Annotated in this window: 25 protein-coding genes; 17 read left to right on the top strand and 8 right to left on the bottom strand. The window is 55.4% G+C overall.

Going from position 1 to position 26154, the window contains the following annotated elements; translation table 11 throughout:
* Window positions 1–115: 115 nt before the first annotated feature.
* The 8 genes from iolD (at window position 116) to IBT47_RS01020 (ending at window position 8895) form a co-directional block, all read left to right on the top strand.
* A complete protein-coding gene (gene iolD, locus IBT47_RS01055) occupies window positions 116–1960 on the top strand; it encodes a 3D-(3,5/4)-trihydroxycyclohexane-1,2-dione acylhydrolase (decyclizing) (RefSeq protein ID WP_200558768.1) in 1845 nt (614 codons plus the stop codon).
* Window positions 1961–1989: 29 nt separating this feature from the next.
* Window positions 1990–2901, top strand: a complete 912-nt coding sequence (gene iolE, locus IBT47_RS01050) for a myo-inosose-2 dehydratase (protein ID WP_200546498.1) — start codon at window positions 1990–1992, stop codon at window positions 2899–2901.
* A 110-nt stretch (window positions 2902–3011) separates the two neighbouring features.
* Window positions 3012–3320 carry a hypothetical protein gene (locus IBT47_RS01045; protein WP_105595644.1) on the top strand — a complete coding sequence of 103 codons (309 nt, stop codon included), beginning with the start codon at window positions 3012–3014 and terminating at the stop codon, window positions 3318–3320.
* Window positions 3321–3479: 159 nt separating this feature from the next.
* The gene (locus IBT47_RS01040) at window positions 3480–4256 is read left to right on the top strand and encodes an MBL fold metallo-hydrolase (RefSeq protein WP_200558767.1); all 777 of its coding nucleotides are present in this window, start codon (window positions 3480–3482) and stop codon (window positions 4254–4256) included.
* A gap of 42 nt (window positions 4257–4298) precedes the next feature.
* Window positions 4299–5294 (top strand): GlxA family transcriptional regulator, encoded by a 996-nt coding sequence (locus IBT47_RS01035; protein WP_200558766.1) that lies wholly within the window; start codon window positions 4299–4301, stop codon window positions 5292–5294.
* 105 nt (window positions 5295–5399) lie between these two features.
* Window positions 5400–6641 carry an MFS transporter gene (locus IBT47_RS01030; RefSeq protein WP_200558765.1) on the top strand — a complete coding sequence of 414 codons (1242 nt, stop codon included), beginning with the start codon at window positions 5400–5402 and terminating at the stop codon, window positions 6639–6641.
* 26 nt (window positions 6642–6667) lie between these two features.
* Entirely contained in the window at window positions 6668–7741 is a 1074-nt protein-coding gene (locus IBT47_RS01025; protein WP_200558764.1) for a sugar phosphate isomerase/epimerase, read from the top strand.
* On the top strand, window positions 7738–8895 hold the full coding sequence (locus IBT47_RS01020) for a Gfo/Idh/MocA family protein (RefSeq protein WP_200558763.1): 1158 nt from the start codon (window positions 7738–7740) through the stop codon (window positions 8893–8895). Before IBT47_RS01025 ends, IBT47_RS01020 begins: the two co-directional genes overlap by 4 nt.
* A gap of 32 nt (window positions 8896–8927) precedes the next feature.
* On the opposite strand, the gene IBT47_RS01015 is transcribed toward IBT47_RS01020, so the two are convergent.
* Together IBT47_RS01015 and oxlT are read right to left on the bottom strand one after the other, a co-directional pair.
* Complete coding sequence (locus IBT47_RS01015) at window positions 8928–9626, bottom strand: GntR family transcriptional regulator (protein WP_200558762.1); 699 nt, start codon at window positions 9624–9626, stop codon at window positions 8928–8930.
* A 37-nt stretch (window positions 9627–9663) separates the two neighbouring features.
* On the bottom strand, window positions 9664–10926 hold the full coding sequence (gene oxlT, locus IBT47_RS01010; protein WP_200558760.1) for an oxalate/formate MFS antiporter: 1263 nt from the start codon (window positions 10924–10926) through the stop codon (window positions 9664–9666).
* A gap of 471 nt (window positions 10927–11397) precedes the next feature.
* On the opposite strand from oxlT, the gene IBT47_RS01005 reads away from it, so the two are divergent.
* On the top strand, window positions 11398–12378 hold the full coding sequence (locus tag IBT47_RS01005; RefSeq protein WP_200558758.1) for a LacI family DNA-binding transcriptional regulator: 981 nt from the start codon (window positions 11398–11400) through the stop codon (window positions 12376–12378).
* A gap of 14 nt (window positions 12379–12392) precedes the next feature.
* Window positions 12393–13163: a YdcF family protein gene (locus IBT47_RS01000; protein ID WP_200558757.1), complete on the top strand. Its 771-nt coding sequence runs from the start codon at window positions 12393–12395 to the stop codon at window positions 13161–13163.
* A 98-nt stretch (window positions 13164–13261) separates the two neighbouring features.
* On the opposite strand, the gene IBT47_RS00995 is transcribed toward IBT47_RS01000, so the two are convergent.
* Window positions 13262–13852 (bottom strand): flavin reductase family protein, encoded by a 591-nt coding sequence (locus tag IBT47_RS00995; protein ID WP_200558755.1) that lies wholly within the window; start codon window positions 13850–13852, stop codon window positions 13262–13264.
* A gap of 205 nt (window positions 13853–14057) precedes the next feature.
* Here IBT47_RS00995 and map point away from each other — a divergent pair, with 205 nt between their 5' ends.
* The 5 genes from map (at window position 14058) to IBT47_RS00970 (ending at window position 17910) form a co-directional block, all read left to right on the top strand.
* Window positions 14058–14846, top strand: coding sequence for a type I methionyl aminopeptidase (map, locus tag IBT47_RS00990; RefSeq protein WP_200558752.1), 789 nt, complete (start codon window positions 14058–14060; stop codon window positions 14844–14846).
* 133 nt (window positions 14847–14979) lie between these two features.
* Window positions 14980–15372 carry a cupin domain-containing protein gene (locus tag IBT47_RS00985; RefSeq protein ID WP_200558978.1) on the top strand — a complete coding sequence of 131 codons (393 nt, stop codon included), beginning with the start codon at window positions 14980–14982 and terminating at the stop codon, window positions 15370–15372.
* 433 nt (window positions 15373–15805) lie between these two features.
* Window positions 15806–16498, top strand: a complete 693-nt coding sequence (locus IBT47_RS00980; RefSeq protein WP_200558977.1) for a hypothetical protein — start codon at window positions 15806–15808, stop codon at window positions 16496–16498.
* A 233-nt stretch (window positions 16499–16731) separates the two neighbouring features.
* Complete coding sequence (locus IBT47_RS00975) at window positions 16732–17214, top strand: type VI secretion system tube protein TssD (protein WP_200558750.1); 483 nt, start codon at window positions 16732–16734, stop codon at window positions 17212–17214.
* A gap of 219 nt (window positions 17215–17433) precedes the next feature.
* Window positions 17434–17910 carry a hypothetical protein gene (locus tag IBT47_RS00970; RefSeq protein ID WP_264546623.1) on the top strand — a complete coding sequence of 159 codons (477 nt, stop codon included), beginning with the start codon at window positions 17434–17436 and terminating at the stop codon, window positions 17908–17910.
* Window positions 17911–17946: 36 nt separating this feature from the next.
* Here the strand turns inward: IBT47_RS00970 and IBT47_RS00965 are convergent, their stop codons facing one another.
* On the bottom strand, window positions 17947–18516 hold the full coding sequence (locus IBT47_RS00965) for a hypothetical protein (protein WP_200558747.1): 570 nt from the start codon (window positions 18514–18516) through the stop codon (window positions 17947–17949).
* 163 nt (window positions 18517–18679) lie between these two features.
* Here IBT47_RS00965 and IBT47_RS00960 point away from each other — a divergent pair, with 163 nt between their 5' ends.
* On the top strand, window positions 18680–18976 hold the full coding sequence (locus tag IBT47_RS00960) for a SelT/SelW/SelH family protein (RefSeq protein WP_105595663.1): 297 nt from the start codon (window positions 18680–18682) through the stop codon (window positions 18974–18976).
* Between the two features lie 115 nt (window positions 18977–19091).
* On the opposite strand, the gene IBT47_RS00955 is transcribed toward IBT47_RS00960, so the two are convergent.
* The 3 genes from IBT47_RS00955 to IBT47_RS00945 form a co-directional block, all read right to left on the bottom strand.
* Window positions 19092–19991, bottom strand: coding sequence for a tetratricopeptide repeat protein (locus tag IBT47_RS00955; protein WP_200558745.1), 900 nt, complete (start codon window positions 19989–19991; stop codon window positions 19092–19094).
* Window positions 19992–20307: 316 nt separating this feature from the next.
* Window positions 20308–22707 (bottom strand): TonB-dependent receptor domain-containing protein, encoded by a 2400-nt coding sequence (locus IBT47_RS00950; protein ID WP_200558743.1) that lies wholly within the window; start codon window positions 22705–22707, stop codon window positions 20308–20310.
* 599 nt (window positions 22708–23306) lie between these two features.
* Window positions 23307–23786, bottom strand: coding sequence for a GNAT family N-acetyltransferase (locus IBT47_RS00945; RefSeq protein WP_200558741.1), 480 nt, complete (start codon window positions 23784–23786; stop codon window positions 23307–23309).
* An 82-nt stretch (window positions 23787–23868) separates the two neighbouring features.
* Between IBT47_RS00945 and IBT47_RS00940 the strand changes: the two genes are divergently transcribed.
* On the top strand, window positions 23869–24804 hold the full coding sequence (locus IBT47_RS00940) for a LysR family transcriptional regulator (protein ID WP_200558976.1): 936 nt from the start codon (window positions 23869–23871) through the stop codon (window positions 24802–24804).
* Here IBT47_RS00940 and IBT47_RS00935 read toward each other — a convergent pair.
* A complete protein-coding gene (locus IBT47_RS00935) occupies window positions 24792–26129 on the bottom strand; it encodes an LLM class flavin-dependent oxidoreductase (RefSeq protein ID WP_200558739.1) in 1338 nt (445 codons plus the stop codon). The genes IBT47_RS00940 and IBT47_RS00935 overlap by 13 nt on opposite strands.
* Window positions 26130–26154: the final 25 nt, after the last annotated feature.

Here is a 26154-nt window from a genome sequence, read left to right as displayed (position 1 = left end):
CTCTCCCTTTGGGGAGGGCTACGTCCGGATTTGCAACTAAAATTGCTTGTTTGTGTTTTTAGCAAATTAATTTCTATAACCAGCCTGATTACGGGCCCTACAGCAGGTAGAAACTATGTCGACCTATCGTTGCACCACTGCACAGGCGGTGGTCCGTTATTTGAGCAATCAGTTTATTCACGTAGACGGTGAAGAAGTGCCGCTTTTCCCCGGCGTGTTCGGCATCTTCGGCCACGGCAACGTCACCTGCATTGGTGAGGCGCTGGAAAGCGTACAGGACGTGCTGCCGACCTGGCGCGGTCAGAACGAACAGTCGATGGCCTTCGCCGCCGTCGGCTTTGCCAAAGCGCGCCTGCGCCAGCAGATTATGGTGGTGACCGCTTCTATCGGCCCGGGAACCACAAACCTGCTGACGGCGGCCGGGGTGGCTCACGTCAGCCGCCTGCCGATGCTGATGATCTGCGGTGATGCCTTCGCTCGCCGCGTGCCGGACCCGGTCATGCAGCAGGTGGAGCACTTCAGCGATCCCAGCCAGACGGTCAACGACGCCTTTAAAGCGGTAACCCGCTACTGGGATCGCATCACCTGGCCGGAGCAAGTCCTCTCTTCCCTGCCGCAGGCGGTGGCAACCATGCTTGACCCGGCGGACTGCGGCCCGGCCTTTATCGGCCTGTGCCAGGACGTGCAGGAGATGGCCTTCGACTATCCCGAGGCGTTTTTCGCCCGCCGCGTTCATACCATCCCGCGCCCTCGCCCGGACCAGCAGCTGCTGGAGCAGGCGGCCGAACTGCTGGCTTACGCCCGGCATCCGCTGATTATCGCCGGGGGCGGCGTACGTTACTCGCGGGCTGAGGCCGAGCTGGAAGCGTTCGCCCGCCAGCGCGGCATACCGGTGGTGGAAACCATTGCAGGAAAAGGCACGCTGACCCACGATCATCCGCTGCATATCGGCCCGGTCGGTATTCTGGGGTCGACATCCGCCAACGCGCTGGCGGCAAAAGCCGATGTGATTATCGCTATCGGCACCCGACTGATGGATTTCGTCACCGGCTCCTGGACGGTGTTTTCACCCGATGCGCGCTTTATTGCCATTAACGCCGCGCGCTTTGACGCCCATAAGCACTTCTCGCTGCCGCTGGTCGCCGATGCCCGCGAAGGTATCCGCGAGCTCAATGCCGCGCTCGGCAACTATGCGGTGGATGCGGGCTGGCTGGACAGCGGCAAAACAGCCTTTGCCGCGTGGAATCAGCTGATCGCCGCACGCCAGCAGCGCACGGTTACAACCGGCGTACCGACCTACGCGCAGGTGGTTGGCGTGGTCAATGAACGCGCCGCTGCCGAAGACTACGTGATCAGCGCGGCGGGCGGACTGCCGGGCGAGCTGGTGAAAGGATGGAAGGTAAAAAATCCCGGTACTTTCGACTGCGAATTTGGTTTCTCCTGCATGGGCTATGAAATCTCTGCGGGCTGGGGTACGGCAATGATCGACGCGGATCGCGATGTATTCGTGCTGATCGGTGACGGCACCTACATGATGATGAATTCCGATATCTATTCCAGCGTGCTTTCCGGCCACAAGCTGATCCTGCTGGTGTGCGACAACGGCGGCTACGCGGTGATTAACCGTCTGCAAAACGCCAAGGGCGGCGCGTCGTTTAACAACCTGCTCAAGGACTGCCGGGTTACCGAACCGTTCCACGTCGATTTCGTTGCCAACGCGCAGTCGATGGGCGCGCTCGCCCGCAAGGTCAGCAGCCTGGATGAACTGGCCGATGCCGTGGACTGGGCGAAGGGTAACGATCGCACCACGGTCATCTGCATCGACACACACCCACACGAATGGACGCCGGGCGATGCCTGGTGGGACGTCGGCGTGCCGGAAGTCAGCCAGCGCGAAAGCGTGAATCAGGCGCGGGCCGAACACGTTGCGGGCCGTAAAAAACAGCGTACAGGTATTTAACTTTCAGCCAGAGGAATCAGAACATGACGTTGCACGCAAAACTGGGTATTGCCCCTATCGCCTGGTCCAATGACGACCTGCCGCAGCTCGGCGGCGACACACCGCTTTCCGTCTGCCTGGCCGAAAGCCGGTTGGCCGGTTTTTCCGGCGTAGAAACCGGCGGCAAGTTCCCACGAACCCGCGCTGAACTGCAGCCGCAGCTGGCGGAATATCAGCTACAGCTGGTCTCCGGCTGGTACTCCGGCACCCTGCTGGATAACGATCTGGAGAGCGAAATCGCCAAAGCGACGCCGCAGATGCAGCTGTTTAAAGAGTGCGGTGCGGCCTGTCTGGTGTACGGCGAAACGGCGGGCACCATTCAGAACCAGCAGCAGGTGCCGCTGAGCCAGCGCCGCAGGCTGACGGAGGAGCAAATCCGCGAGTACGGCGCGAAGCTGAACCTGTTCGCCAGCTGGTGCCGTGATTTCGGCGTACCGCTGGCCTTCCATCACCATATGGGCACGGTGATTGAAGACGAACGCGATATCGATCTGCTGATGGCGGCTACCGGCCCGCAGGTGGGGCTGCTGTTTGATACCGGGCATCTGGTGTTTGCCGGGGTCGATCCGCTGAGCGTGCTGAGCAAACACGGTAAGCGCATTAACCACGTGCATACCAAAGATGTTCGCGCGGATGTGCGTGCCGGGCTGGACTGGCAGCGCGACTCGTTTCTTGATGCGGTATTGAAAGGCGTTTACACCGTGCCCGGTGACGGCAGCATTGACTTCGATGCGGTGATCGCACGGCTGGCCGGTATCGGCTATCAGGGCTGGTTTGTGGTCGAGGCCGAGCAGGACCCGGCGCTGGCTCCGCCGCTGGAATACGCGCGAATTGGTTATGCCAGCCTGAAATCTTCGCTGACCAAAGCCGGATACGCCATCGAGCCGCCCGCAAAGCGCTGAACGGTAGCAGAACAATCATGACTCCATCACCGGCGGCACGTGCCGCTGACTGACGACCCGGCAGCCGGGAACAATCCGGCTGCCGCTTAACCGGGCAGGATGATGCAACGATGATGAATATCGATAAAATGCAGGATATCACCGACTTCTATCAGGATTTTTTGCAGGCCATTCGCAGCATCAGAGGCAGCATGCTGCATCGTGATGCAGAGAAAAAGCTGATGCTGCTGCGCTGGCTGGACGCCCGGCAGAAAAAACGCAGCTGCCGTTCGCACTGCAAAAGCGAAATTCTCAGTATGTATGCGGAAGTGGAAACCCATCCGCCGGAGGTGCTGGAGCGCCGTATTCGCACGCTGTACGAGAACTGCGCCTGTATTCTCGCCCAGCTGCGCGCCCCCGCCGTTCGTCGCTACGCCTGAGGGGCAGACACTGCCCCCCTCTGATCGACGCAGCCCCGGGATAAGTTTGTCCCAATCCCATCGTTTATTGTCCATCAGGCTACTTATTGCGGTTTTCCCGCCTCTCTATACTGGCGCGGTACGGCGGTATTCCGCTGCCGCTCAGATGGAGAGCCACCGATGAAACTCACCCAAATTCGCAATGCCACGCTCAAACTGGACTATGCCGGTAAAACCTTTCTGATTGACCCGATGCTGGCGGATAAAGGTGCGCTGCCCGGTTTCCCCGGCACCGCCCGCAGCCATCTGCGCAACCCGCTGGTCGAGCTGCCGCTGCCGGTTGCGGACATCATTAACGCCGATGCGGTCATCGTTACCCACACTCACGAGGACCACTGGGATGAGGCGGCACGGCGGTTGATTGCTTCGACTATTCCCCTGTTCAGCCAGAATCAGCAGGACGCCGAGCAGATCCGCGCGCAGGGTTTCAGCGCGGTGACGGTATTGGACGATCGCACGGAGATTGGCGACATCACCGTATGGAAAACCGACGGCCAGCACGGTAGCAACGCCGCCTATGCGCTGCCGCCGCTGGCAAAACGGTTGGGCAAGGCCTGCGGGCTGGTGTTCCAGCACCCCGAAGAACCAACGCTGTATATCGCCGGGGATACCGTCTGGGTTCCGGCCGTTGAGCAGGCGCTGGCAGCGTTCAAACCCGACGTGGTGGTGCTGAATGCCGGAAGTGCGCAGATTGACTGCTTTGGCGCAATTATCATGGGCGAGGAAGATACGCTGCGGGTTCACCGCCTGCTGCCGGAAAGTCATATTATTGCCAGCCATATGGAGGCGATTAACCACTGCCTGCTCGGCCGCCAGCAGCTGCGCGATTATGCGCAGCGCAACGGCTTCGTCCATCGCCTGTGGGTAGCGGAAGATGGCGAAAGCCGGGCGTTCTGAGTGGTAAGATAGCCGTCCTTGCGCCGTCATCAGGAGAAAAACATGTCGTTACCGTCCGTTGCCGTGCTGGTGACGCCAGGATTCAGCCCGTTCCATTTCTCGGTGCCCTGCACGATTTTTGGCCCGGTGCTGGCCGATCGCCCGCTGTTTGAGCTGACGCTGTGCGCCGAGCAGCCCGGCACGTTGAAATCGCTGATGGGCATGAGCATTGAAACTCCGCACGGGCTGGAAGCTCTGGCGCAGGCCGATTTAATTATTGTGCCCTACTGGCCGCATCCCGGCGAGCGGCCCTCTGCGGCATTATGTCAGTCATTAAATGAGGCATGGCAGCGCGGTGCCAGAGTGGTGGGTCTGTGCCTCGGCACCTATGTGCTGGCGTATGCCGGTCTGCTCGACGGAAAGCGGGCCTCAACCCACTGGGAGTTCGAGCAGGACTTCAGTGCGCGCTTCCCGCAGGTGCAGCTGGATACCAACGCGCTCTACGTTGACGAGCAGCGGCTGATCACCTCTGCCGGGACCGCTGCGGCGATGGACTGTTGCCTGTACCTGCTGCGCCAGTTTTACGGCAGCGCCGTGGCCAACCGGGTCGCACGGCGAATGGTGATCCCGCCGCACCGTGACGGCGGTCAGGCGCAGTATATTTCTCACCCCATTCCGCAAACGACCCAGGATGAGCGCATCAACGCCCTGCTCGGTTATCTGCGCGATAGTCTTGATTGCCAGCACGATCTCGATTCGCTGGCGGCCCGGGTAATGATGAGCCGCCGCACCTTTACCCGCCACTTTCTGCGCGCCACCGGCATGTCGGTGGGTGAATGGCTGAACGCCGAACGCCTGCACAACAGCCAGCAGCTGCTGGAAATGACCGAACATTCCATCGAGGCTGTCGCCGCCCTGAGCGGCTATCAATCGGTGATTTCCTTCCGCCAGAGCTTTAAGCAGCGCTATACCGTCAGCCCCAGCGAATGGCGGCGTACCTTCCAAGCGGCAAGTCTGAGCCGTAGCGGACGAACCTTCAGTAAAAAATTAAGCTTGTGAGCCACCTCGCAGATCGATAAAAGATCCAGGAAACCATAAAAGTAATCGATTACATTCATCTGACACAATAATGTAATCGATTACTTTTCAGGAAGGGGTCTGACGATGGTTTCTTCACTTACCGCTGGCAACGGCTCGCGGCAGCAGCATGTAATGCTGGTTCCACGGCTGTCATTAATGATGTTTTTACAGTTCTTTATCTGGGGAACCTGGTCGGTCACGCTCGGCCTGGTGATGACCCAGCATAATCTCGGCAGCATCATCGGCGATGCCTTCTCCGCCGGGCCGATTGCCTCGATCCTCTCGCCGTTCGTGCTGGGGATGGTGGTTGACCGCTTCTTCCCGTCGCAGAAGGTGGTAGCCCTGCTGCATCTGGCCGGTGCGGTGATTCTGTGGTTTGTGCCGCAGGCGCTGCTGGCCGAGAACGGCTCGCTGCTGATCGCCCTGCTGTTTGCCTACACGCTGTGCTATATGCCTACGCTGGCGTTGACCAATAACATCGCCTTCCACAGCCTGAGCAACAGCGAGAAAAGCTTCCCGGTGGTGCGGGTGTTCGGCACCATCGGCTGGATTGTCGCCGGGATCTGTATCGGCGTTAGCGGCATTGCCGCCAGCACCGATATCTTCCGCCTCGCCGCTGCATGTTCCGCAGTGCTGGCCGCCTACAGCCTGACGCTGCCGCACACGCCGGCCCCGGCGAAGGGCCAGCCGTTTGCCCTGCGCGATCTGCTGTGCGCCGATGCCTTCGCGCTGCTGAAAAAAAGCCACTTCCTGATCTTCGCCATCTGCGCCACGCTGATCTCCATACCTCTGGGAACCTACTACGCCTTTACCGCGTCGTTCCTGTCTGACGTGGGCATTGCGGACGTCAGTACCGCGATGTCGTTCGGCCAGATGTCCGAAATCTTCTTTATGCTGATTATCCCGCTGCTGTTCCGTCGGCTGGGGGTGAAATACATGCTGCTGATCGGCATGGCGGCCTGGTTCGTACGCTACGCGCTGTTCGCCTTCGGCGTGAATGAAGAAACGCGCTGGCTGCTGTACATCGGCATCCTGCTGCACGGCGTGTGCTACGACTTCTTCTTTGTTATCGGCTTTATCTATACCGACCGCATCGCCGGTAGCCAGGTAAAAGGCCAGGCGCAGAGCCTGATCGTGATGTTCACCTACGGTATCGGCATGCTGCTGGGATCGCAGATCTCCGGCGCGCTGTACAACCAGTTAATTAACCACGGCGGCGTGCATCAACCGGAAAACTGGACCACGTTCTGGCTGATCCCGGCGGTTGCCGCTGCGGTTATCGCGGTCATATTCCTCTTCACCTTCAAGTACAAAGAGCAGGAATAGTTTTTGATCAACTTCAGGAGTAAGCAATGAAAACGTTAAAAGGGCCTGGCCTGTTTTTGTCCCAGTTCATCGGTGATATGCCACCGTTTAATACCCTGGAAAACCTCGCCAGATGGGCGTCGGGGCTGGGTTTCCGGGCGTTGCAGATCCCCTGTAATCATCCGGCAATTTTTGATGTGGAGAAGGCGGCCAGCAGCCAGTCGTACTGTGATGAGGTCACTGCCCTGCTGGCGCGCTACGGGCTGGTGATTAGCGAGCTGTCTACCCACCTTGAGGGGCAGCTGCTGGCGGTGCATCCGGCTTACGAACTGGCGTTCCGTGACTTCGCCCCGGCGGCGCTGCGTGACGATCCGGCAGCGCGCCAGCTCTGGGCAGCTGAAAAGCTCCAGCAGGCGGCAGCGGCATCGGAAAAGCTGGGGCTGAAATCCCATGCCACCTTCTCCGGTGCGCTGGCCTGGCCCTACTTCTACCCGTGGCCGCCGCGCAAAGAGGCGCTGATCGATACGGCCTTTAACGAGCTGGCAGCACGCTGGAAGCCGATTCTTGACTGCTTCGACCGCCACGGCGTCGACGTGTGCTACGAGCTGCATCCGTCGGAAGATTTGCACGATGGCGTGACCTTCGACCGCTTCCTCGCGGCGGTCGACCATCATCCGCGCTGCAATATTCTGTTCGATCCAAGCCATATGCTGCTACAGCAGATGGACTACCTGACCTTTATCGACCTCTATCACCCGCGCATTAAAGCGTTCCACGTTAAGGATGCCGAGTTCACCCCTTCCGGGCGCAGCGGCGTGTACGGCGGCTATCAGCCATGGAGCGAGCGCCCCGGCCGCTTCCGCTCGCCGGGGGACGGTCAGATCGATTTCAAAGGCATTTTCAGCCGACTGGCGCAGTACGGCTATGACGGCTGGGCGGTGCTGGAGTGGGAATGCTGTCTGAAGGATGCAGAGAGTGGCGCACGGGAAGGCGCACAGTTTATCAGCGAGCACATTATTCCGGTATCCGCACGCGCGTTTGATGACTTTGCCGCCACCGGCAGCGAAGACAACAGTATCCGCACTATGCTGGGGCTGGATGCGGAGCCAAAAAAAAAATGATTAAGGCGGCGATTATCGGCTCGGGCTTTATCGGCCCGGCGCACCTTGAAGCGATCCGCCGTCTGGGGTTCGTGGAGGTGGTGGCCATCTGCGACAGCTCGCTGGAAAAAGCACAGGAGAAAGCGCGACAGCTTAACGTGCCCCACGCCTATGCCGATGTGGCGGAACTGCTACGCCATGACGGGCTGCAGGTGGTGCATAACTGCACCCCTAATCATCTGCACGCGGCGATCAACCGTCAGGTGCTGGCGGCGGGCAAACATCTGTTTTCAGAAAAGCCGCTGTGTATGACCGGCGAGGAGGCGCGCGTGCTGGTGAAGCTGGCGGAGGACTCTGGCGTGGTGCACGGCGTCAGCTTTGTTTATCGCCAGTTCGCGATGGTGCAGCAGGCAGCCAGCCTGATCCGCCAGCAGCAGGCTGGTCGTATTTTTGCCGTACACGGCAGCTATCTGCAGGACTGGATGCTGTACGACAGCGATTTCAACTGGCGCGTCTCCGCAACCGAGGGTGGCGCATCCCGGGCGGTGGCGGATATCGGCTCTCACTGGTGCGATACGCTGCAGTTCGTTACCGGGCGACGCATCAGTGCGGTGATGGCGGATTTTTCAATCGTTCATCCCGTTCGCCGGGTGTCGCGCGGAGCCAGCACCACCTTTGCCGCCGCTGAGGAGAATGCCGGGTATGACCAGGTGGCCGTGGACACCGAAGATTTCGCCTCGATCCTGCTGCGTTTTGACGACGGTAGCCGGGGCAGCCTGACGGTGTCGCAGGTCAGCGCCGGGCGTAAAAACCGCCTGGCGTTTGAGGTGAACGCCAGCGAGATGTCGATAGCCTGGGATCAGGAAGTACCGCAGCAGCTGTGGCTGGGGCATCGCGACAGTGCGAATCAGACGCTGAGTGACGATCCTTCGCTGGTAAACAGCGACGTGGCGGCCGCCGTGCACTTCCCCGGAGGACATATTGAGGGCTGGCCGGATGCGTTTAAAAATATGATGCTGAACTACTACCGCTTTATTCAACAGGGTAAACGGCCTGGCGTGGATGCCGCTAACTTCGCCACCTTCCATGAAGGAGCCAGCGTGCTGCTTATCGTTGAAGCGATGCTGCAAAGCCATCAGCAGCAGCGCTGGGTGGAGGTGGCCACGCTGGATTGATTGCCCCGCTCGCCACCGCATTGAACGTTACGTCAGGGCAGATTTCTTGCCCTGACTTTTTGCAGACGCCGAAGGGTAATGGCGCAGGCGCCGGTGTGTGCATCTTCAATATGTTCGCGCATCAGGCCGACCGCCCGCTCCTGCTCACGGTTTTCAATTGCCTCCAGCAGTTCTGCATGCTCGGCGTAGGTTTGTGCAATGCGCGTGTCATATTCAAAATCCAGTCGCCGCATAATCCGTATCCGGTCGGTGATATTGCTGAGGATGGCCGTCAGCTCGCGGTTGCCCGCGGCCTCGGTCAGCGCGATATGGAACTGTTCATCCATGGTGGCAATTTTCTCTCCCGCCTGCTCCTGCTGTTCTGGCGGAATGATCCACAGCGCCCGCAGCCTGGCCAGGACGCTGCGGTCTGTTTTTGCCGAGTCGGCGCTGCACAGGCGCGCCACCGTGTCGACCTCAATCAGGATACGCGTGGCATAGAGATCTTCGTAAACGTCGAAATCAATCGGGCAAACCTCCCAGCCGTTGCGGAAGCAGCGCCGGATCAGATCGTCGTTCTGCAGGGTTAATAGCGCCTCGCGCACCGGCGTGCGGGAGCACCCCAGGCGGCTGGCGATATCCACTTCGGTGAAGCGGTCACCCGGCATCAGAATAAACTCGTAAATCTCCTGCCTGAGCTGGCGATAAACGCGGACAGAATGCGGAAGAAGCCTGGTCAGTTCTGATGCCATTTACCGATATTCCTTACCCGTTAATCAATGCGTGAGATTATTTATGCGCTCGCATAAAGCGGGCGCGCCATGGTTTGAGAACCCACAACGCCAGACCGGCGGTGATAAAGTCAAAGGTAATCGCGCAGCCAAATACCAGATGCCAGTTATGGGTATGCTGGTACATCAGCGCCGCCAGCGGGCCGCCAAAAATTGAGCCGATGCCCTGCGAAATATACAGCCAGCCGTAGTTCGCTGAGGCGTTTTCACTGCCGAAGGTGTCGGTCAGCGTGGACGGGAACAGCGAGAAGATCTCACCCCAGCCGAAGAACACCACGCCGGAAAGCAGCACGAACAGCAGCGGATCTTCGCGGCAGGCCAGCCACAGCGTCATCGCCACGCCTTCCAGCGCGAAGGCAATAAACATGGTGTTTTCGCGACCGTAGCGGTCGGAGATAAAGCCAAACAGCGGGCGGGTCAGGCCGTTAGTGAAGCGGTCGATAGTCAGCGCCAGCGGCAGCGCGGCCATACCGAAGATCACCGCTTTGCTGATGCCGAAGTCCTCGGCGAAAATCGCCATCTGCGAGGTCACCATCAGCCCTGAAGTCGACATCATGGTCATCATCAGAAACATCAGCCAGAACAGCGGCTGGCGCAGCATCTCCCCGGATTTAAACTGGCGCTGGCCCGACACCGGCGACGGCGTGGTGCTGACCGGCATCATCGCGCTGGTTTCAGGCAGCCTCAGCCCCTGGCTGGCGAGGAAACCGACGGCGGCGAAGATCAGGCCAAACATCGTCATCGTCTGTTCCAGCCCGTAGCTACCGAGAGAAATGGAGATCGGGAAGGTGGTAAAAATCGCCCCCATGCCGTAACCCGCCGCCACGGTGCCGGCGGCAAAACCGCGCTGCTGTGGGAACCATTTCATCACCAGCCCCACCACGCCGATGTAAACAATACCGGTGCCCAGCCCGCCGAGGCAGCCATACACCAGATACAGTGAAGTCAGGCTGTCCACCCGGGCGGCGATCACCCAGCTGAAACCGGCCATCAGCGTACCAATGGAGATCAGCAGACGCGGACCAAAGCGTTCGACCAGGCGGCCCTGGAACGGTGAGAAAAAGGTTTGCAGGATAATCAGCAGCGAAAACGTGACCTGTAGTTCAGCCAGCCCGACGCCGAGTTTGGCAATCATCGGCTTGGTCAGCAGTGTCCAGACGTACTGCGGGCTGGAAATCGCCGCCATGCAAAGTAACCCAAGCAGGAGCTGTACCCATTTACTGTGTTTCGCTATTACCACCGGTTCGCTTATCGAGGTCATTGATATATCTCCAAAATTACGCTCTGTTATCCCGCCGTGGTCAGGCCACTTTTCTTACGGGCGCTTATTTGTTTCGCACACTTCCCAATCGATACCTGTTAATGCCAAATCCCTGCTGTCTTCATCTGGATACACCGCTGTGTATACAGAGCGATAAAGCAGGAAGCGTGCCATATTTAAAAAACGTTAATAATCAACGAAGAGGGTGTTTGCGAAGAAAATAAATGTGATGCAGTGCAAAAATTTGGTGCGCAATGATGGTGCGCATAAATCTTTCCCGCCTGAGAATGAATGCGTGCAATATAGAAATGAGGCTGGATTAAGGCGTGCACCGTCGCTAAACCATGAGGTGATTATTTCCGTTGTTCAAACAGATTCTCCATCCGGCACCCTGGGTGATGCCGCTCCGGCACAGCCTGCTTAAACTGTGTTAATCTGTGCGGAATAACGATCAGCGTGGACAGTGATGGGATGTCGATTCAGAAAATAGCGCGCCTTGCCGGTGTATCCGTAGCCACCGTTTCCCGCGTGTTAAATAACCAGGGTACGGTCAAACCGCAGAATCGCGAGCGCGTACTTAGCGCAATCAAAGAGAGTAATTACCAGCCCAACCTGCTCGCCCGCCAGCTGCGCACCGCGCGCAGCAATATGCTGCTGGTGATGGTGTCCAATATCAGCAACCCGTTTTGTGCCGACGTGGTGAAAGGCATTGAGGCCGAAGCGGAAAGCAACGGCTATCGCATCCTGCTGTGCAACTCCGGTTCCGACGTTAAACGTTCGCAGTCCAGCCTGCAGCTGCTCTCCGGCAAGATGGTTGACGGCGTTATTACTATGGATGCCATCTCCGCCCTGCCGCAGCTCAGCACGCTGATTGCCGATGCGCCTTGGGTGCAGTGTGCGGAGTATGATGAAGACTCGTCGGTATCCAGCGTTGGCATTGACGATTATCAGGCATCGCGCCATGTGGTCGGCCAGTTTATTGCGGGCGGCCGCCGGAACGTGGGGATGATCAACCACGATTTAACCTACAAATATGCCCGCCAGCGCGAACAGGGCTATCGCGATATGCTGCACGAGCATCAGCTCGACGGCTTCCCGGTGGAATACGCCGCGGAATTGAGCTTTAACGCCGGAAAAGCAGCGATGCAGAACCTGCTGGCACAGCCGGTCAGGCCCGATGCGGTATTCGCCATTTCCGATACGCTGGCCGCCGGGGCGATTCGCGCCATTGACGAGGCCGGGCTGCGCATCCCGCAGGATATTGCCGTGATTGGTTTTGACGGCACCGAACTGGGCGAGATGACCTCCCCGCAGCTTTCCACCATCGAGCAGCCCTCACATCAGATTGGCCGCCAGGCCGTCACACTGCTGCTGAATAAGATTAACGACCCGTCCGGGCCACCGGAAAGATCGCGGCTGGCGTGGCGTTTTGTTAAGCGGCTTTCAAGTTAATCGGGGAAGTACCAATGCAAACAGATAACCGCACTCACAGCGATATCAACCTTATCAGCGAGTGGCTTTCGTGGGATGAACTGCCGATGGCGGGCCACGTTGATGCCGATCTGATCGTGCTGGCCGGGCATGCCGTAGTACCGGCGATCCTGGGCGTGTTACAGCTGGCGGCCTCAACCGGCATTCCGCTCCTGTTTACCGGCGGCGTGGGGCACTCTACGGTTTTACTGAAGCAGGCGCTGGCTGAAAACGCGTTAACCCGCAACGCCACCTTCGACCAGCAGGGCGAAGCAGATATTTTTTTCGCCCTGGCCACCGACTTCTTCGCTATTCCCCCTTCGCAGCTTTACGTTGAGAACCGCTCAGCAAACTGCGGGCAGAACGCGGATTTTACCCGCGATATGATTGCCGACCTGGGGCTGAAAGCGGATAAAATCATCCTGTCGCAGGACCCACTGATGCAGCGCCGCACGCGGGAAACGTTCGAATTTAGCTGGCAACAGCGAGCAATGACGGCCGGGTTTATTAACTGGCCGGTCTTTGTCCCCCGCCTCGTCTCTGTTGCCGGTAGCACGTTAATTACCGGCGCGCAAAGCGCGGGGATTTGGGATGTCGAACGCTTTATTTCAATGGCGCTGGGCGAAATGCGTCGGCTAAATAATGATGCCAGCGGCTACGGACCGAAAGGTGCCGGGTTTATCGGCCATGTAGCTATCCCGCAGGACGTCGCCGCGGCGTGGCAACGTATTACGCAAACGACGCTGGGCGAACTGAGCAGAGCCTGAATCTCGAATTTATCACTGCGGCCAGCTGGGCACATCGTTCTTGAAACGGGAGTGCTGAACCACTGAACGGCACTCCCTGTTTGTGAACCGCCTGCCAATTAATTCCCTTCGCTGCCGTCCAGCACGTTCAGCGACTCACCCGTCGCGTAAAACTGCCCGCCCGCAACATAGTGCAGGCTGCGCAGCGCCGGGTCGGCACGATCGAAATGCCAGTGTCCTTCGCTGAACACCCGGCTGTCGGCCCATGCACCGACCACTTCGCCGATAAACAGATCGTGGGCCTGTTGGTTATGCGGTTCGTTAATCAACCGGCAGGCCAGCCACGCCGAGCAGCCCGCGACAAACGGCAAATCGAAACCGTCAAACGAGAACAGCTCAACACCGCAGTTCGCCAGCTTATCAGGTTCGGTAAACAGACTGCGGGTGCCTACCGCGTGAGTCAGCGTTATCTGCGCCACGGTAGGAACCTGGATGACGAAGCTTTCACTTCCCTCGACCAGCTGCCGTGTTTTAGCAATCTTATCCAGTACCACCATGATCTTGGCCGGTGAGAAATCCAGACCGGTGGCCCAGGCGGCGGCCATCACATCCTGTACGGCATCGTGACGGGCTGAAACCAGCACCGTCGGGCCATGGTTAATCAGGCGGTAGGCTTTTTCCAGCGCTACAGGGGCAATAAATTCGTTCATAAATTTTCTCGATGAGCGTGATGTGACGAGGTAGAAACCAGAATAAACCATCCGGTAGTCGCCTGTCGTGCTGACGTATTCGGTGCAGCACGGCTGGATAAACAGAAACCGTTGCCGATTGAAACGAGATTCATTACGTCAGTGATTGTTTCAACGCTTGTCGGAAACTAGAATAGCTATCAGATACTTAACTTCAGGAACCGTTATGCGAAATATTAAAATTCACTCGGCCGAGGGAATTGACAAGGCGCGGATCGCCGGAAACCTTGCGGCAAAAGTGCTGGCGATGATCGGTGAGCACGTTAAACCCGGTATCACTACCGAGCAAATCGATGATATTTGCCATGATTACATTGTGAATACCCTCAAATGCATCCCGGCCAATATCGGCTATCACGGCTACACCAAAACCACCTGCACCTCGGTGAATCATGTGGTGTGTCACGGTATTCCGAACTCGAAAAAAGCGCTGCGCGATGGCGATATCGTCAATATTGACGTGGCGCTGATCTGCGACGGCTGGTACGGCGACACCAGCCGCATGTACTACGTTGGCACCCCGTCAATTCGCGCTAAACGTCTGGTGGAAGTCACCTATCAGTCAATGGTGGCCGGAATCAGGACCGTGCGCCCCGGCAGCACCCTTGGCGACATTGGCGCGGCAATCCAGAAAGTCGCCGAAGGTGCGGGTTTCAGCGTGGTGCGCGAATACTGCGGCCACGGCATCGGTCAGATTTATCATGATGACCCGCAGATCCTCCACTACGGTATTGCGGGCCAGGGGCCGGAACTGAAGGCGGGCATGATTTTTACCATCGAACCGATGATTAATGCCGGTAAAGCGGCGGTCAGCGTGCTGGCCGATGAGTGGACGGTCGTAACGAAAGACCGCTCGCTGTCGGCGCAGTGGGAGCACACCGTGGCGGTCACCGAAACCGGGTTTGATTTGCTGACGCCATGGCCAGACGGTACAGGCGAGTACGAAGCGATTTAACACCGCTATTAATGAGATTTACTCATAACTGCTATGTGGGCTGCCGCCTCAATCTCTGCGGCTAAATGGCCTATTATTGTCGGGTATCCGTTAACGGATGCCCGATTTTCATTTGAGCAGAGGAATCGCCATGATTGATATCATTAAAAACGGCAGCAAAGCCCCCGCAGCCGGGCCCGCCGACTATTTCACCGGTTCAGTCACCATTAATGCCCCTTTCCAGGCGACCGAACCTGCTTGCGTAGGCGGTGCGACCGTGTCGTTTAGCGCCGGTGCACGCACCGCATGGCATACCCATCCACTTGGCCAGACGCTGATCGTCACCGCCGGTCAGGGTTGGGTGCAGGAGTGGGATAAGGAAGTTCAGGCGATCGCCAGCGGTGATATCGTCTGGATACGCCCCGGCGTTAAGCACTGGCACGGCGCATCGGCAGGCAGCGCAATGACCCATATCGCCATTGCCGAAGCCGAAAACGGTAAAGTGGTGGACTGGCTGGAGCACGTCAGCGACGAGCAGTATCCCTGAGTTTTACACAGCGCCTGGATTCGGGCGCCATTCTGGATCCTGAATGCCATCGCATCTGGCTGGCATACCTTACTGACGGATGCAGCGCATTAATTGTCCATAGCCTCCCCCCTTCTTTCGCCTATTCGTGTTTATTTCGCAACAGGCGGATACTGAAGAATAAGGTGCCTCAGATAACGCAACAAATTTCCATCTAGCCAGCCGGCCGTTTACTGGAATTATCAGAACGACAGAAAGGATTTAAAAGTAGTGTTCCTTCACGGGAAAAATATATAGATAAACGGCAACTACCATTTACTGTAATGACTGAGCAAGCTTAGCTATATTTATTGCCAATTGCAGCAGAGTCAGTTATTATTGCAGCGTAAGTGTTATGACAGTGATTCCATTGGAATGGATGATAGTTAATAAAACTAACTGACAGGGAGCAATGATGAACGGCAACGATAAAATTATTAGTTATTTACAGGCTAACAAAATTCTTTCTTTGAAACTCGACAATGCACTCACCGCCTTAAAGACAGAAATGTCAAATCAAATTAACACGACAGGTGCGGGATTGCAGCGAGCATTATATTACACGTCCTGTTTCACTGATGAATATCAAGATGTTTGTCAGCAGCAGAAAACAGAGGATATCCGTTTTACCAAAGGAATATACCATCTCTTGCAGAATGGCAATATTGTTTGTACTCTGTTGGAAATATATTTTCAGGATATTTTTAAAAATAAAACATCCGATCAGCTCGAAAATATTAAAAAAATGCTTATAGCTGTGAATGTCCACATCGCGGCCAGCTCCCTGACAAAAGCAGGTTTTGCTTTAGCGGTTGCATCATCTGTCGCTATTGGCATGAATCTTAGTCTTGATATGAGTGCGTTAGCAGGAGCACGGACGACAAAGGCTTTTGTAGGATTCAGCCTGTATGGTATCGTACAGAAAGCCGCAGATAGCGCTCAGCGCCTGTGTTTTACTTACCCTTCTTACTACTCTGCACTATACGCTCAAGAACTGGAAATGATGTATTTCCTGATTGAACCTTTGTTTGAACGCGCTAACGCAACTGAAGCACAATGGGCAACGGATAGTAATATTGCAGATATCATCACTCGTATGATTCGGTAACCATGATGAATTTTCTCAAAAGAATTATCAGGCGAATATCAGCATCTTTTATTTCTTATTGTGGCCCTGCATTGTTAACACTGTTGTTTGCAATCATCTTTTTTCAACTTTTCCCTGATGGACCATTATGGCCAATTCCGGTATTTTTCTTTTTCATGATATTTTTCTTATGACAATCATAAGAAATATTATGAAATGACTAATCTTATACAAAAATACAATAAGGAAATGACATGTCGACTCCCGCACATTTATGGCTTGATGATGAAAATGGATCTCCGATTGTTGGCAGTTGTCTAATGCCACTGCGTCTGGGCTCTATCGAGTTAAAATCATTTTCCCACGGCGTCACTATTCCTGTAGATCCAAACTGGGGAAAACTTACTGGAACGCGCATCCATCGCCCGATCACCATAGTAAAAGAATTCGATCAGACTACGCCTCTTTTGTATCGCGCGGTATGTGAGGGAAGGACTATGAAGAAAGCGACAATCAAGATGTATCGCATTCTTGAATCGGGTATTGAGGCCGAGTATTTCAATATCATCCTTGAAAACGTAAAATTCACAACCGTTGCCCCCTACCTTGCCCCTAACGGGATGAGTAGCACTCATCTTGAGACCCTCGAATTACGCTATGAAGCGATTACATGGAAGTATACTGATGGCAATATTATTTATCGTGATTCATGGAATTACCGTTGTTGTGGGGGGTGATGCTAATGATTATCTCGTAATCAGAGATATCTTATTTTTGACTCCGCTGTCTGCTGCCAGAATATCGAAAATGTATTCTTTTGTTCTGGAAGTTAATAACGGCGACTAACCAAATTTTGTCGTTGTTATTCACCCCATGATTACGATAACAGCGGAATAGTTATGATAAAAAAAACCTTACTGGCTGGAATGTTACTCACCACATTAACCGGATGTTCTGTGGCGACGTATAGCCACAAACTGCAGGACGTTGAATCCGGCGATCGCGTGGGAATAAGTTTTGATAACAGAAATCTCGACTATATGCGCGTATATCCAAATACCGCCGAGTGCATTAATCTTGACTCCCCAGATAATGGCTATACGAATAATGCGATTGGCTTCCAGACGAAGTTGAGCAACAAGCTGCTTGGTTTCCCGGAGATCCCGGAAACGCCAGTGATGCGGCGCGAGTTCTGGGTCAGCGCCAAAGGTAATATCGCTATCCGTATGATTGCCGATAACGGCAGTTTCCATACAGTTTCCTTTAAGCCCAATCTGACTTCTTATTACTACGTGACCGGATCGTATAAAACCGGCGAGGTATTTGTTTATGAAGTCTATAAGACCGAAAAAGGATACTACGATAAAAAACCGGTCACCGATTTACAGCTAAAAAACTGCGACGACGGTAGCTTCAGATTCCAGAAGTTTTAACCCTTGCCAGCGCCGCCGGTTTTAACAAGTGAGCATTTAACCGGTGAGCTTTTCACCGGTGAATTTCCCGGCGTACCAGGCATCCAGTACCTGCAGCAGATTCTCCGCCTGTTCAGTGGTAAAACCAAAGTAGCGCCCTCTGCCTTCAATATTCAGCATCAGCATCGGTATATCTTCCCGCGAGTGGATATAGTCGAAAACGTAAACCACATCGCTGTGTTCAAACAGGTAACCTACAGCATTTCCCGCCTTGCGTTTGACGGTCACTCGCTTGCCGCCTGCGCTGTTCGCCTTCGACCAGATGATAAAATCGCGGATGGGCTGCGTCTCTCTGGCATAGTCGTCGCGAATAAAACCAAAATAGCTGGCATCGTCAGACGGGCTGAAGTATTCGGCAAGGGCAATGCGGTCGTTATCATCCGAAATTTTTACGTCAAATGAATAGGTATCTGCACAGGCGTTAAATTTAGTTTTAAATTCACAGGCACCCAGGCCTTCCGCACGGTATATCTCATAATAACGACCGGTAGCATATTTATGAAACGTTGAGCAGGAGGCCAATGCCAGACAGGACATTAATAACAGTGATTGATTAATTTTTTTCATTTTTCTTTCCATGAACATTTTTTTTGATGTTAGCCAAAATTCTATTCAATCCATTCAAGAGCTGTCTGAAATAACAATCAGCAGGACAAAACCCAGGCTTCGGGATAAAATTACGCCGGTAACCACTTCACCTTATCTCTTACCGACTGGAAGGCCCGCAACCATGAGCACCCTGCCCGCTGTTAAAATTCAATACTGTTCCCAGTGCAACTGGATGCTGCGCGCCAGCTGGATGGCCCAGGAGCTGCTTCACACCTTCAGCACCGATTTGGCCTCCGTCACTCTGGTGCCGGGCACCGGTGGGATTTATGAGATTACCGTCAACGATGAGGTGATCTGGAACCGTAAAACCGATAATGGCTTCCCGGATGCCGCCGAGATTAAGCGTCGGCTGCGGGCTATCTGCTTCCCGGAACGCGATCTCGGCCATATCGATCAGCACGCCAAACCTGCGGAATAATACGTCGCTGAGGCATCACGGCCGGGTAGATAAATACCCGGCTTTTACGGACGACCCTGCGTCATAATTACTGCCACTGCCACTGCCACTGCCACTGCCACTGCCACTGTTAATTCTACTGCTGTGCTATCCCCTCACAATCATCCCCGTAAAGGTCGTCGGAGCGGCACAGCTGGGTTTTAATCGCTTGAATTCGCTGTGGATTAGGCTTAATGCCATATCCCCCTTCGCGATACATCGTAAATAAACTTTGAATGTAAATCATGGCGCGGGAATCAGGGCTGTTTCCCTCAGAGTAAACGTCCAGCAGTTCCGTTGCTTTTTTATAATCTTTCGCCCAGGACTCCCCGCCCTGATAATAGAGATCGCCGAGTTCATAGCAGGAGAGTTTGAATTTCAAATCGCAGGATTTTTGCAGTAATGCCAGCGCCTTTTTGCCATCAACCGCAACACCACTCCCTGCCAGATACATCGAAGCAAGATAGTATTCACCGTTGCCGGGATTAGCGGTGTTATCCGCTGCCGCATAGCGTTCGAAATACTTTCGCGCCAGAGCATAGTCTTCCGGTGCGCCATTTCCGCGCTTATACATAAGCCCGAGAGAGAGCACCGCTTCCATATCACCGTCTTCGGCCCGCTGCTGATAAACGTCCAGTATAGTTTGCGGCCGACGGCTGGCGTTAAGCATCTGTTCCACTTCAGTAAAAAGCTGCTTATCTTCAGTTGAGGGGGGGGTCTTACTCTTGAGGTAATAGGCAATAATGCCTAATTGATCCATCGCCTCATGACTTCCCTGCTTCGCGGCTTTGCTCAGCCAGTACGCTGAATGCTGCATATCATGGTCGTTTAAATAACGATTCCCCAGTGCAAGTTGATATTTCAATACGCCGGATTCAGCCTGTTGAAAAATATAGCGCTGCTTATTGTCTGCTTTGATTTTGTAGGTAAGCGCTGAGGCGCCGGAGATAATAATAACGGCACAAATAGCGAGGGTGATTTTTGAGCGGAGCTTCATTTTTCAGTCCTTATTGACAGAGACTGATGATGAATTGACCCTGACGGTAAGCGTCTCCGTGAAAAGTGAAAAACTACCTTCCGGATTCCGTCTTGTACAGGATTTTTAAAAAATTAAGATTATCCGCACGGTCAAAGTCTGTCGATAAAAGATAGAAATAAGAACGTTCTTAATATAATAACAAATCAAGTTCAGGTGAAACTATCAGTAATAAATTTTATTACGACACGCAATTAACTATTTCTATTTTTTGCCCCACAAAACGAAACCCCGCGTGTAAACGCGGGGTTGAGTATTAATGCGGTACTAACAACGATTAGAAATCGACGTTTACACCCAGCTGGAAGCTGCGGCCCGGCATAACGGCCAGCGCATTGTCGTAGCCATCCTGCGCGGTGTTTTCCGTCAGCTCACGGCTGCTGAGATAATCCCAGTATTTGCGATCGGTCAGGTTATATACGCCGCCGCTCAGCTTCACGTTTTTGCTCACGCGCAGCCATGCGGTCAAATCGACCATGCCGTAGCCCGGCACGCGCATATATTCTGCGGTGGAATCGGTGATTGGCGTACCCACGTTGGTGTAACTTTCGCGGTTGGTGGCTTCAGCCTGCTTGCCCTTAACAAAGGTGGCGGTCACTGCGGCACCGTAACGCTGGGCCGGATCGTCCCACGCCACGCCAACAATCGCTTTCATTGGTGCAACGCTTTCAAGATCGATGTACTTATCGCCGTTGTAGCTCGACTTCGACTGACCTTTGCTGTAAGCCAGGCCAAGGTTAGCGCTCAGGCCGTTAACCTCTTCAAACCAGGTACCAAAGTTAATTTTGGTGCTGATCTCACCGCCCCAGATATAGGCTTTATCACGGTTTTCAGCCTGATAGGTGGTGTAGATGTTAGACGGTACGTTAACGAACTTATCCGGGTTCGCCGCACGACGGTAGCGAGAATAGGCAATAAAGTTCTTATAGCTGTTGTAGTACAGCGAGGAGTTCAGCGTTACGCCTTCAACCGCTTCACCCTTCACGCCCCACTCGAAGTTGTTGCTGGTTTCCGTGTCCAGATCGGTATTGCCAATCAATGCATATTGCTGCGGACCGGCATAGCTTGAACCCAGGTTCCACGAACCGTACAGCTGGCTGGCGTTCGGGAACTGCGCGCCGCGCTTGTACTGGATATAGGTCATCAGGGTTGGCGTCAGATCGTAGTTGAAGCTGATTGACGGCAGCACCTGAGTATCTTTATTAGTTTTACCGTACAGCGTTTCCACCGACGCGCCGTTCAGCGCGGTGCTGTTGGCGGTCAGATTATCCAGATTCTGCGGTTTGGTTTCCTGATGGGCCACGCGTACGCCTGGCACCACCGAGAAGTTGTGGCCACTGAGATCGAACTGGATATCGTCCTGCACGAAGCCACCCAGTACCGTGGTGCGGCTGTCGCCCTGCGGCTTCATCACCACGCTGAACGGACCCGGTGCCGGAGACTGGCTGAACGGGCGTTCTGCATCGCTGATGCGGCCGTTCAGGCCGGCGCTCAGGTTATGACGGCCCAGAGTTTTCGCCAGCTGCGTTTCCAGACCGTAGGTTTTCACATTGTAGTCGGAGTACACGCGCTGCATGTTGCCGGTCATTTCATCCGGCATCAGCGTGTTGTCATGGGCTTCGGTGCTCTGCCAGTACGCTTTGGTGGTCAGGCTGTCGACCCACTGGCTCGACGGCGTCCACTCATCCTTCACCGAAGCACCCCAGCGGCGGGTATTGCTCTGCTGGTTGGCCGGGCCGAGGATCGCAGAACCGCTGCTGTTCCAGCTGTCGTAGTTGGTGTGCTTAACCTTGCTGTAGAAATCCAGTACGCCGGTAAATTTGTGCTCGTCGTTTGGCTGCCAGATGCCCGAGGTTAACAGCGCGTCGGAGTGCCAGTTTGCCGGGTAGGCATCATGCACGCCGCTGTTATTGCGGGTCTGCTGACCGTCGCGGCGGCTGTAGGCAATCAGGCCGCGCAGGGTCTGATCGCCTGCGGCTGCGGTAATGCCATTGTGCCAGCTGCGGCTGGAAGAATCGTAGTCGCTCTGATAGCCGAAATAGGTATCTTTACCCGGCTGCAGATAATCATCGGCAGATTTCGGCTGGAAGGAGACGGAACCGCCCATGGCGTTGTTGGAGTAGGAGGTTTCGGTGGCACCGGCAACGATATCGATCTGCCCGTAGACATAAGGATCGATGTAGTCGCGGCCAATCCCGAAGGTGTTCACGCCCGCACGGCTGGCGTAGCTGCGGCCGGTCGCATCCGGTTGTGGAATGCCGTCAACGTCCAGCGCCACGCGGTTGCTTTCCAGGCCGCGAATGTTGTAGCCGGTGTAGCCGCCGCGGTCGAAGCCGCTTTTACCGTCGGAAGAACCGCCGCTGGAACCGGTGGCGCTAATCGCCAGCTGGTTGCGCATCACCGAACCGAAATCGTTGCTGCCGCGCTTCTGCAGCTCGTCAGCGGTGATGGTGGTTTTGGTCCCGGCGACTTTTTTGATCTCCGGGGCGGTCACGGTCATTACCGGTTCGTTGTTTTTAACCGGTTTGACCAGATTCTGTTTCTGGCTGGTGTTAGCGCTGGTAGCCACGTCGTTTTGCGCAGCAGGCGCTTCTGCGGCGTTAACGGCAGCGGTAAAAAACGTTCCCATGACGAGAGACGTCTGCAGCAATCCCTTGCGGGATGAAAATTTGAGCATGTCAAATACCCTGATCTATTTTATTGGTATTTGCCCGGCATCGGCTTCCTGTACAAACGGGTGTGTTACGAATCTAAAAGGGTATTGCAGGTGAATCTTTATATTTTGCGACATCATATATAAATGATAACCATTATCAATCTCAAATTAATAATTATTTACAATTTGCCGCGGAACTTTTTCGCTGAGAAAACGTTGCGATGTCATTGAAGTGTGCAAGGGAGCAGAAACGCCAGCCTGCCGTTACAAGGCAACCAATTGATAATAAATATAAAAAAGAAATGAGTGATGATTAACTTAAATATGAGACCGGGTTCGATACGCGATTACAGAACGGCTTCACCGCAGAGTGATGAAGATAGCGTCGGGAGGTTGCAAAGCGGCGTTAAGTGACGGGGAAAACAGCGAAACTTGCTGAATTTATTGAAGCTTCTCACTCTGTGGGTACGTTAAGTCGGTTGAATCTGCGGAGAATCGATACGATTGAGCCAGAGAGCGGGCTGGCTTTCTGGCGGGGCTGTTAAGCTGAGTGACTGGTTGCCGGCTGGCTTAATACAAAGGCTGAGGCCGCGAACCAGCCAGTCAGGAATAACGGGCGGTCAGCAGGCGGCGAAGTCCGTCAGCACCGCGCCTTCCATGCGGTAGCGCACCCACTCGTCCTGCGGTGCTGCACCGATGCTTTTATAAAAATCGATGGCGGGCTGATTCCAGTCCAGCACGCTCCACTCCAGGCGACCGCAGCCCCGCTCTACCGCCAGTTTGGCAATGTGGCGCAGCAGCTGTTTCCCGGCCTTTTGTCCGCGAAAACGCGGTGAAACGTACAGATCTTCCAGGTAAATACCGTTTTTCCCCAGCCAGGTAGAGTAGCTGGTGAAGAACACCGCATAGCCCGCCGGGACGCCATCGATCTCACAAATCAGCCCTTCCGATTTACTGTCATCAGCAAACAGCGTCTGCTCAATGTCCTGCTGTGTGGCAATCACTTCATGCAGCGCTTTTTCGTATTCGGCCAGTTCGGCGATCATCGCGAGGATCAGTGCGGCATCGCTGCGTTCAGCGCGGCGGATAACAAGTTTCATGAATATTCCCGTCTTACATTGAGTTGATGGCGGGCAGAATACCCGCTAATCTCGGATGAATGAAGTGCATTGTTATCAGTATATAGTGAATTTTATGCATCCAAATTTACGTAACCTCGACCTCAATCTGCTGCTGGTATTTGACGCGGTCTGGCGACACCAGTCGGTCGCTCGCGCGGCGGAGGAGCTGGCGTTGAGTAATTCGGCGCTGAGCCATGCGCTAAGCCGCCTGCGCCGCCATCTTGGCGATGAACTGTTTTACCGGGTGGGCCACGAAATGCAGCCCACCCTTTTTGCCACCGCGCTGGCGGAATCGGTCAATAACAGCCTGTCGCAGCTTAACCAGAGCGTGCAGAAACGCCCCCGCTTCGATCCGGCAACCAGCCAGCACGAATTCACCTTTGCGGTCACCGACTTCACCACCTTCAGTCTGTTCCCCGCGCTGATGGCAAAAGTCCAGCAGCTCGCGCCGTGGCTTCGCTTTCAGTTGATTCACAGCGAACAGAAAGTGGCGCTGCACGAACTGATGGCCGGGCGGGTGGACTTCGCATTAGGATTCAGCGAGACCCACGATCGCCGGCTGCCGGACATTGAAGAAATGGACTGGATGGAAGATGAATACGTGGTGATCGCCTCGCCGCGTTTTTTCCCTGCGGATCGGCCTGTTGACCTGGCGCAGTATATTGCCGCCCGGCATCTGGTGGTCACTCCGTGGAATGAGGAAACGGGGTATATCGATAGCGAGCTGGCGCTGCTGGGGCTGGAACGACATATTGCTCTGCGGATGCCGTCGGTACTCGGCGCACCGTTTATCATCGCGCAAAGCCCGTTGCTGATGACCATTCCGCGCTATGCCGCAGAGCGTTTGCAGCGCAGCGTGGAGTACGCAATCCATCCGCTGCCGTTTGCCATTCCGCGCTACACGGTCAAAATTTACAGCTGGCAGAAAAACAGCCAGCGCGATGCCTGCCGCTGGCTGCTTGAACTGCTGCGCGGGTTAAAAAATCAGCCTGCGTGAGTCAACTGCTGTTCGGTGCTTCCCGTATAACGGTTTTCGCGCACCGGCAAATCCAACCGCTCGCGCAGCGTGGTGCGGTCGTCCTGCTGCCAGTAGCCGCGTTCGGCCAGAATTGGCAGCACATAACGGGTCACGTCTTCCAGCGCCTCGTTCAGTACCGGACCACAGATGATGAAACCGCTGGCTCCGCCCTGCTCCACCCAACGAATAAAGGTATCCGCCACCTGCTCCGGCGTACCAAAGAATTCCCCCTTCGGCAGTGTGGTGCGATAGGCCACTTCACGCACCGTCAGCTGTTCCTCTTTCGCCAGCCGTTTGATCTGATCGGTGGTTGAACGGAAGGTATTTTCTCCCAGCGTGCCCAGTTCCGGGAACGGACCGTCAGGATCGTACTGGCTGAAGTCATGATGATCGAAGAAGCGCCCCAGATAGCTGAGGGCATCGTCCAGCGACAGCAGCGACAGCAGATAGCGATATTTTTCTTCCGCCTCGGCTTCCGTTTTGCCGACAATCGGCGTGATGCCGGGGAAAATTCCCGGAGTCGGTTTCTGCTGAGCGCGGGCTTCAGCGTCCAGCTTGTGCGCATAGCTTTCCGCTTCTTCCAGCGTGCGGGCGTTCGTAAACACCGCATCGGCGGTTTTGGCCGCCAGAGCAATACCGGTGTCGGAGGCACCGGCCTGGAAAATGACCGGCTGTCCCTGCGGCGAACGCTGAATGTTCAGCGGCCCGGCCACCGAGAAGTATTCGCCTTTATGATTTAGCGCGTGCAGTTTTGAGGCATCAAAGAACACGCCACTCTGCTTGTCACGAATAAAGGCGTCGTCCTCCCACGAGTCCCACAGCCCCTGCACCACCTGTAAATACTCTTCGGCAATGCGATAGCGCTCTGAATGCTGCGGGTGCGCGCGGCCAAAGTTGCGGCCCGACCCTTCCAGCGGCGAGGTCACCACGTTCCAGCCCGCGCGACCGCCGCTGAGCAGGTCGAGCGATGCCACCTGCCGTGCAACGGTGAAGGGATCGCTGTACGAGGTGGAAATGGTCCCGGCCAGGCCGATCCGGTGCGTGACCGATGCCAGCGAGGACAGCAGGGCTATCGGCTCGAAGCGGTTAAGGAAGTGCGGCAGCGACTTCTCATTAATGTGCAGACCGTCGGCAACGAATAAAAAATCCAGTCCGGCGTCTTCTGCCTGATGCGCCAGCTGGTGATACCAGTTAACATTGACGCTGGCGTCAGCAGGTACGTTATGGTGCCGCCAGGCATTCATATGACCACCTGCTCCCTGTAACATCAGGCCGAGTTTAATCCGGCGTGCAATCTGGCTCATAAGCTAACTCCGTGGTAATCCGTGG

It is taken from the genome of Erwinia sp. S43 (assembly GCF_016624745.1).
GTDB classification, from domain to species: Bacteria; Pseudomonadota; Gammaproteobacteria; order Enterobacterales; family Enterobacteriaceae; genus Erwinia; species Erwinia coffeiphila.
Note: the sequence above shows the minus strand (reverse complement) of the source record. Positions and strands in the feature narration are given on the sequence as shown.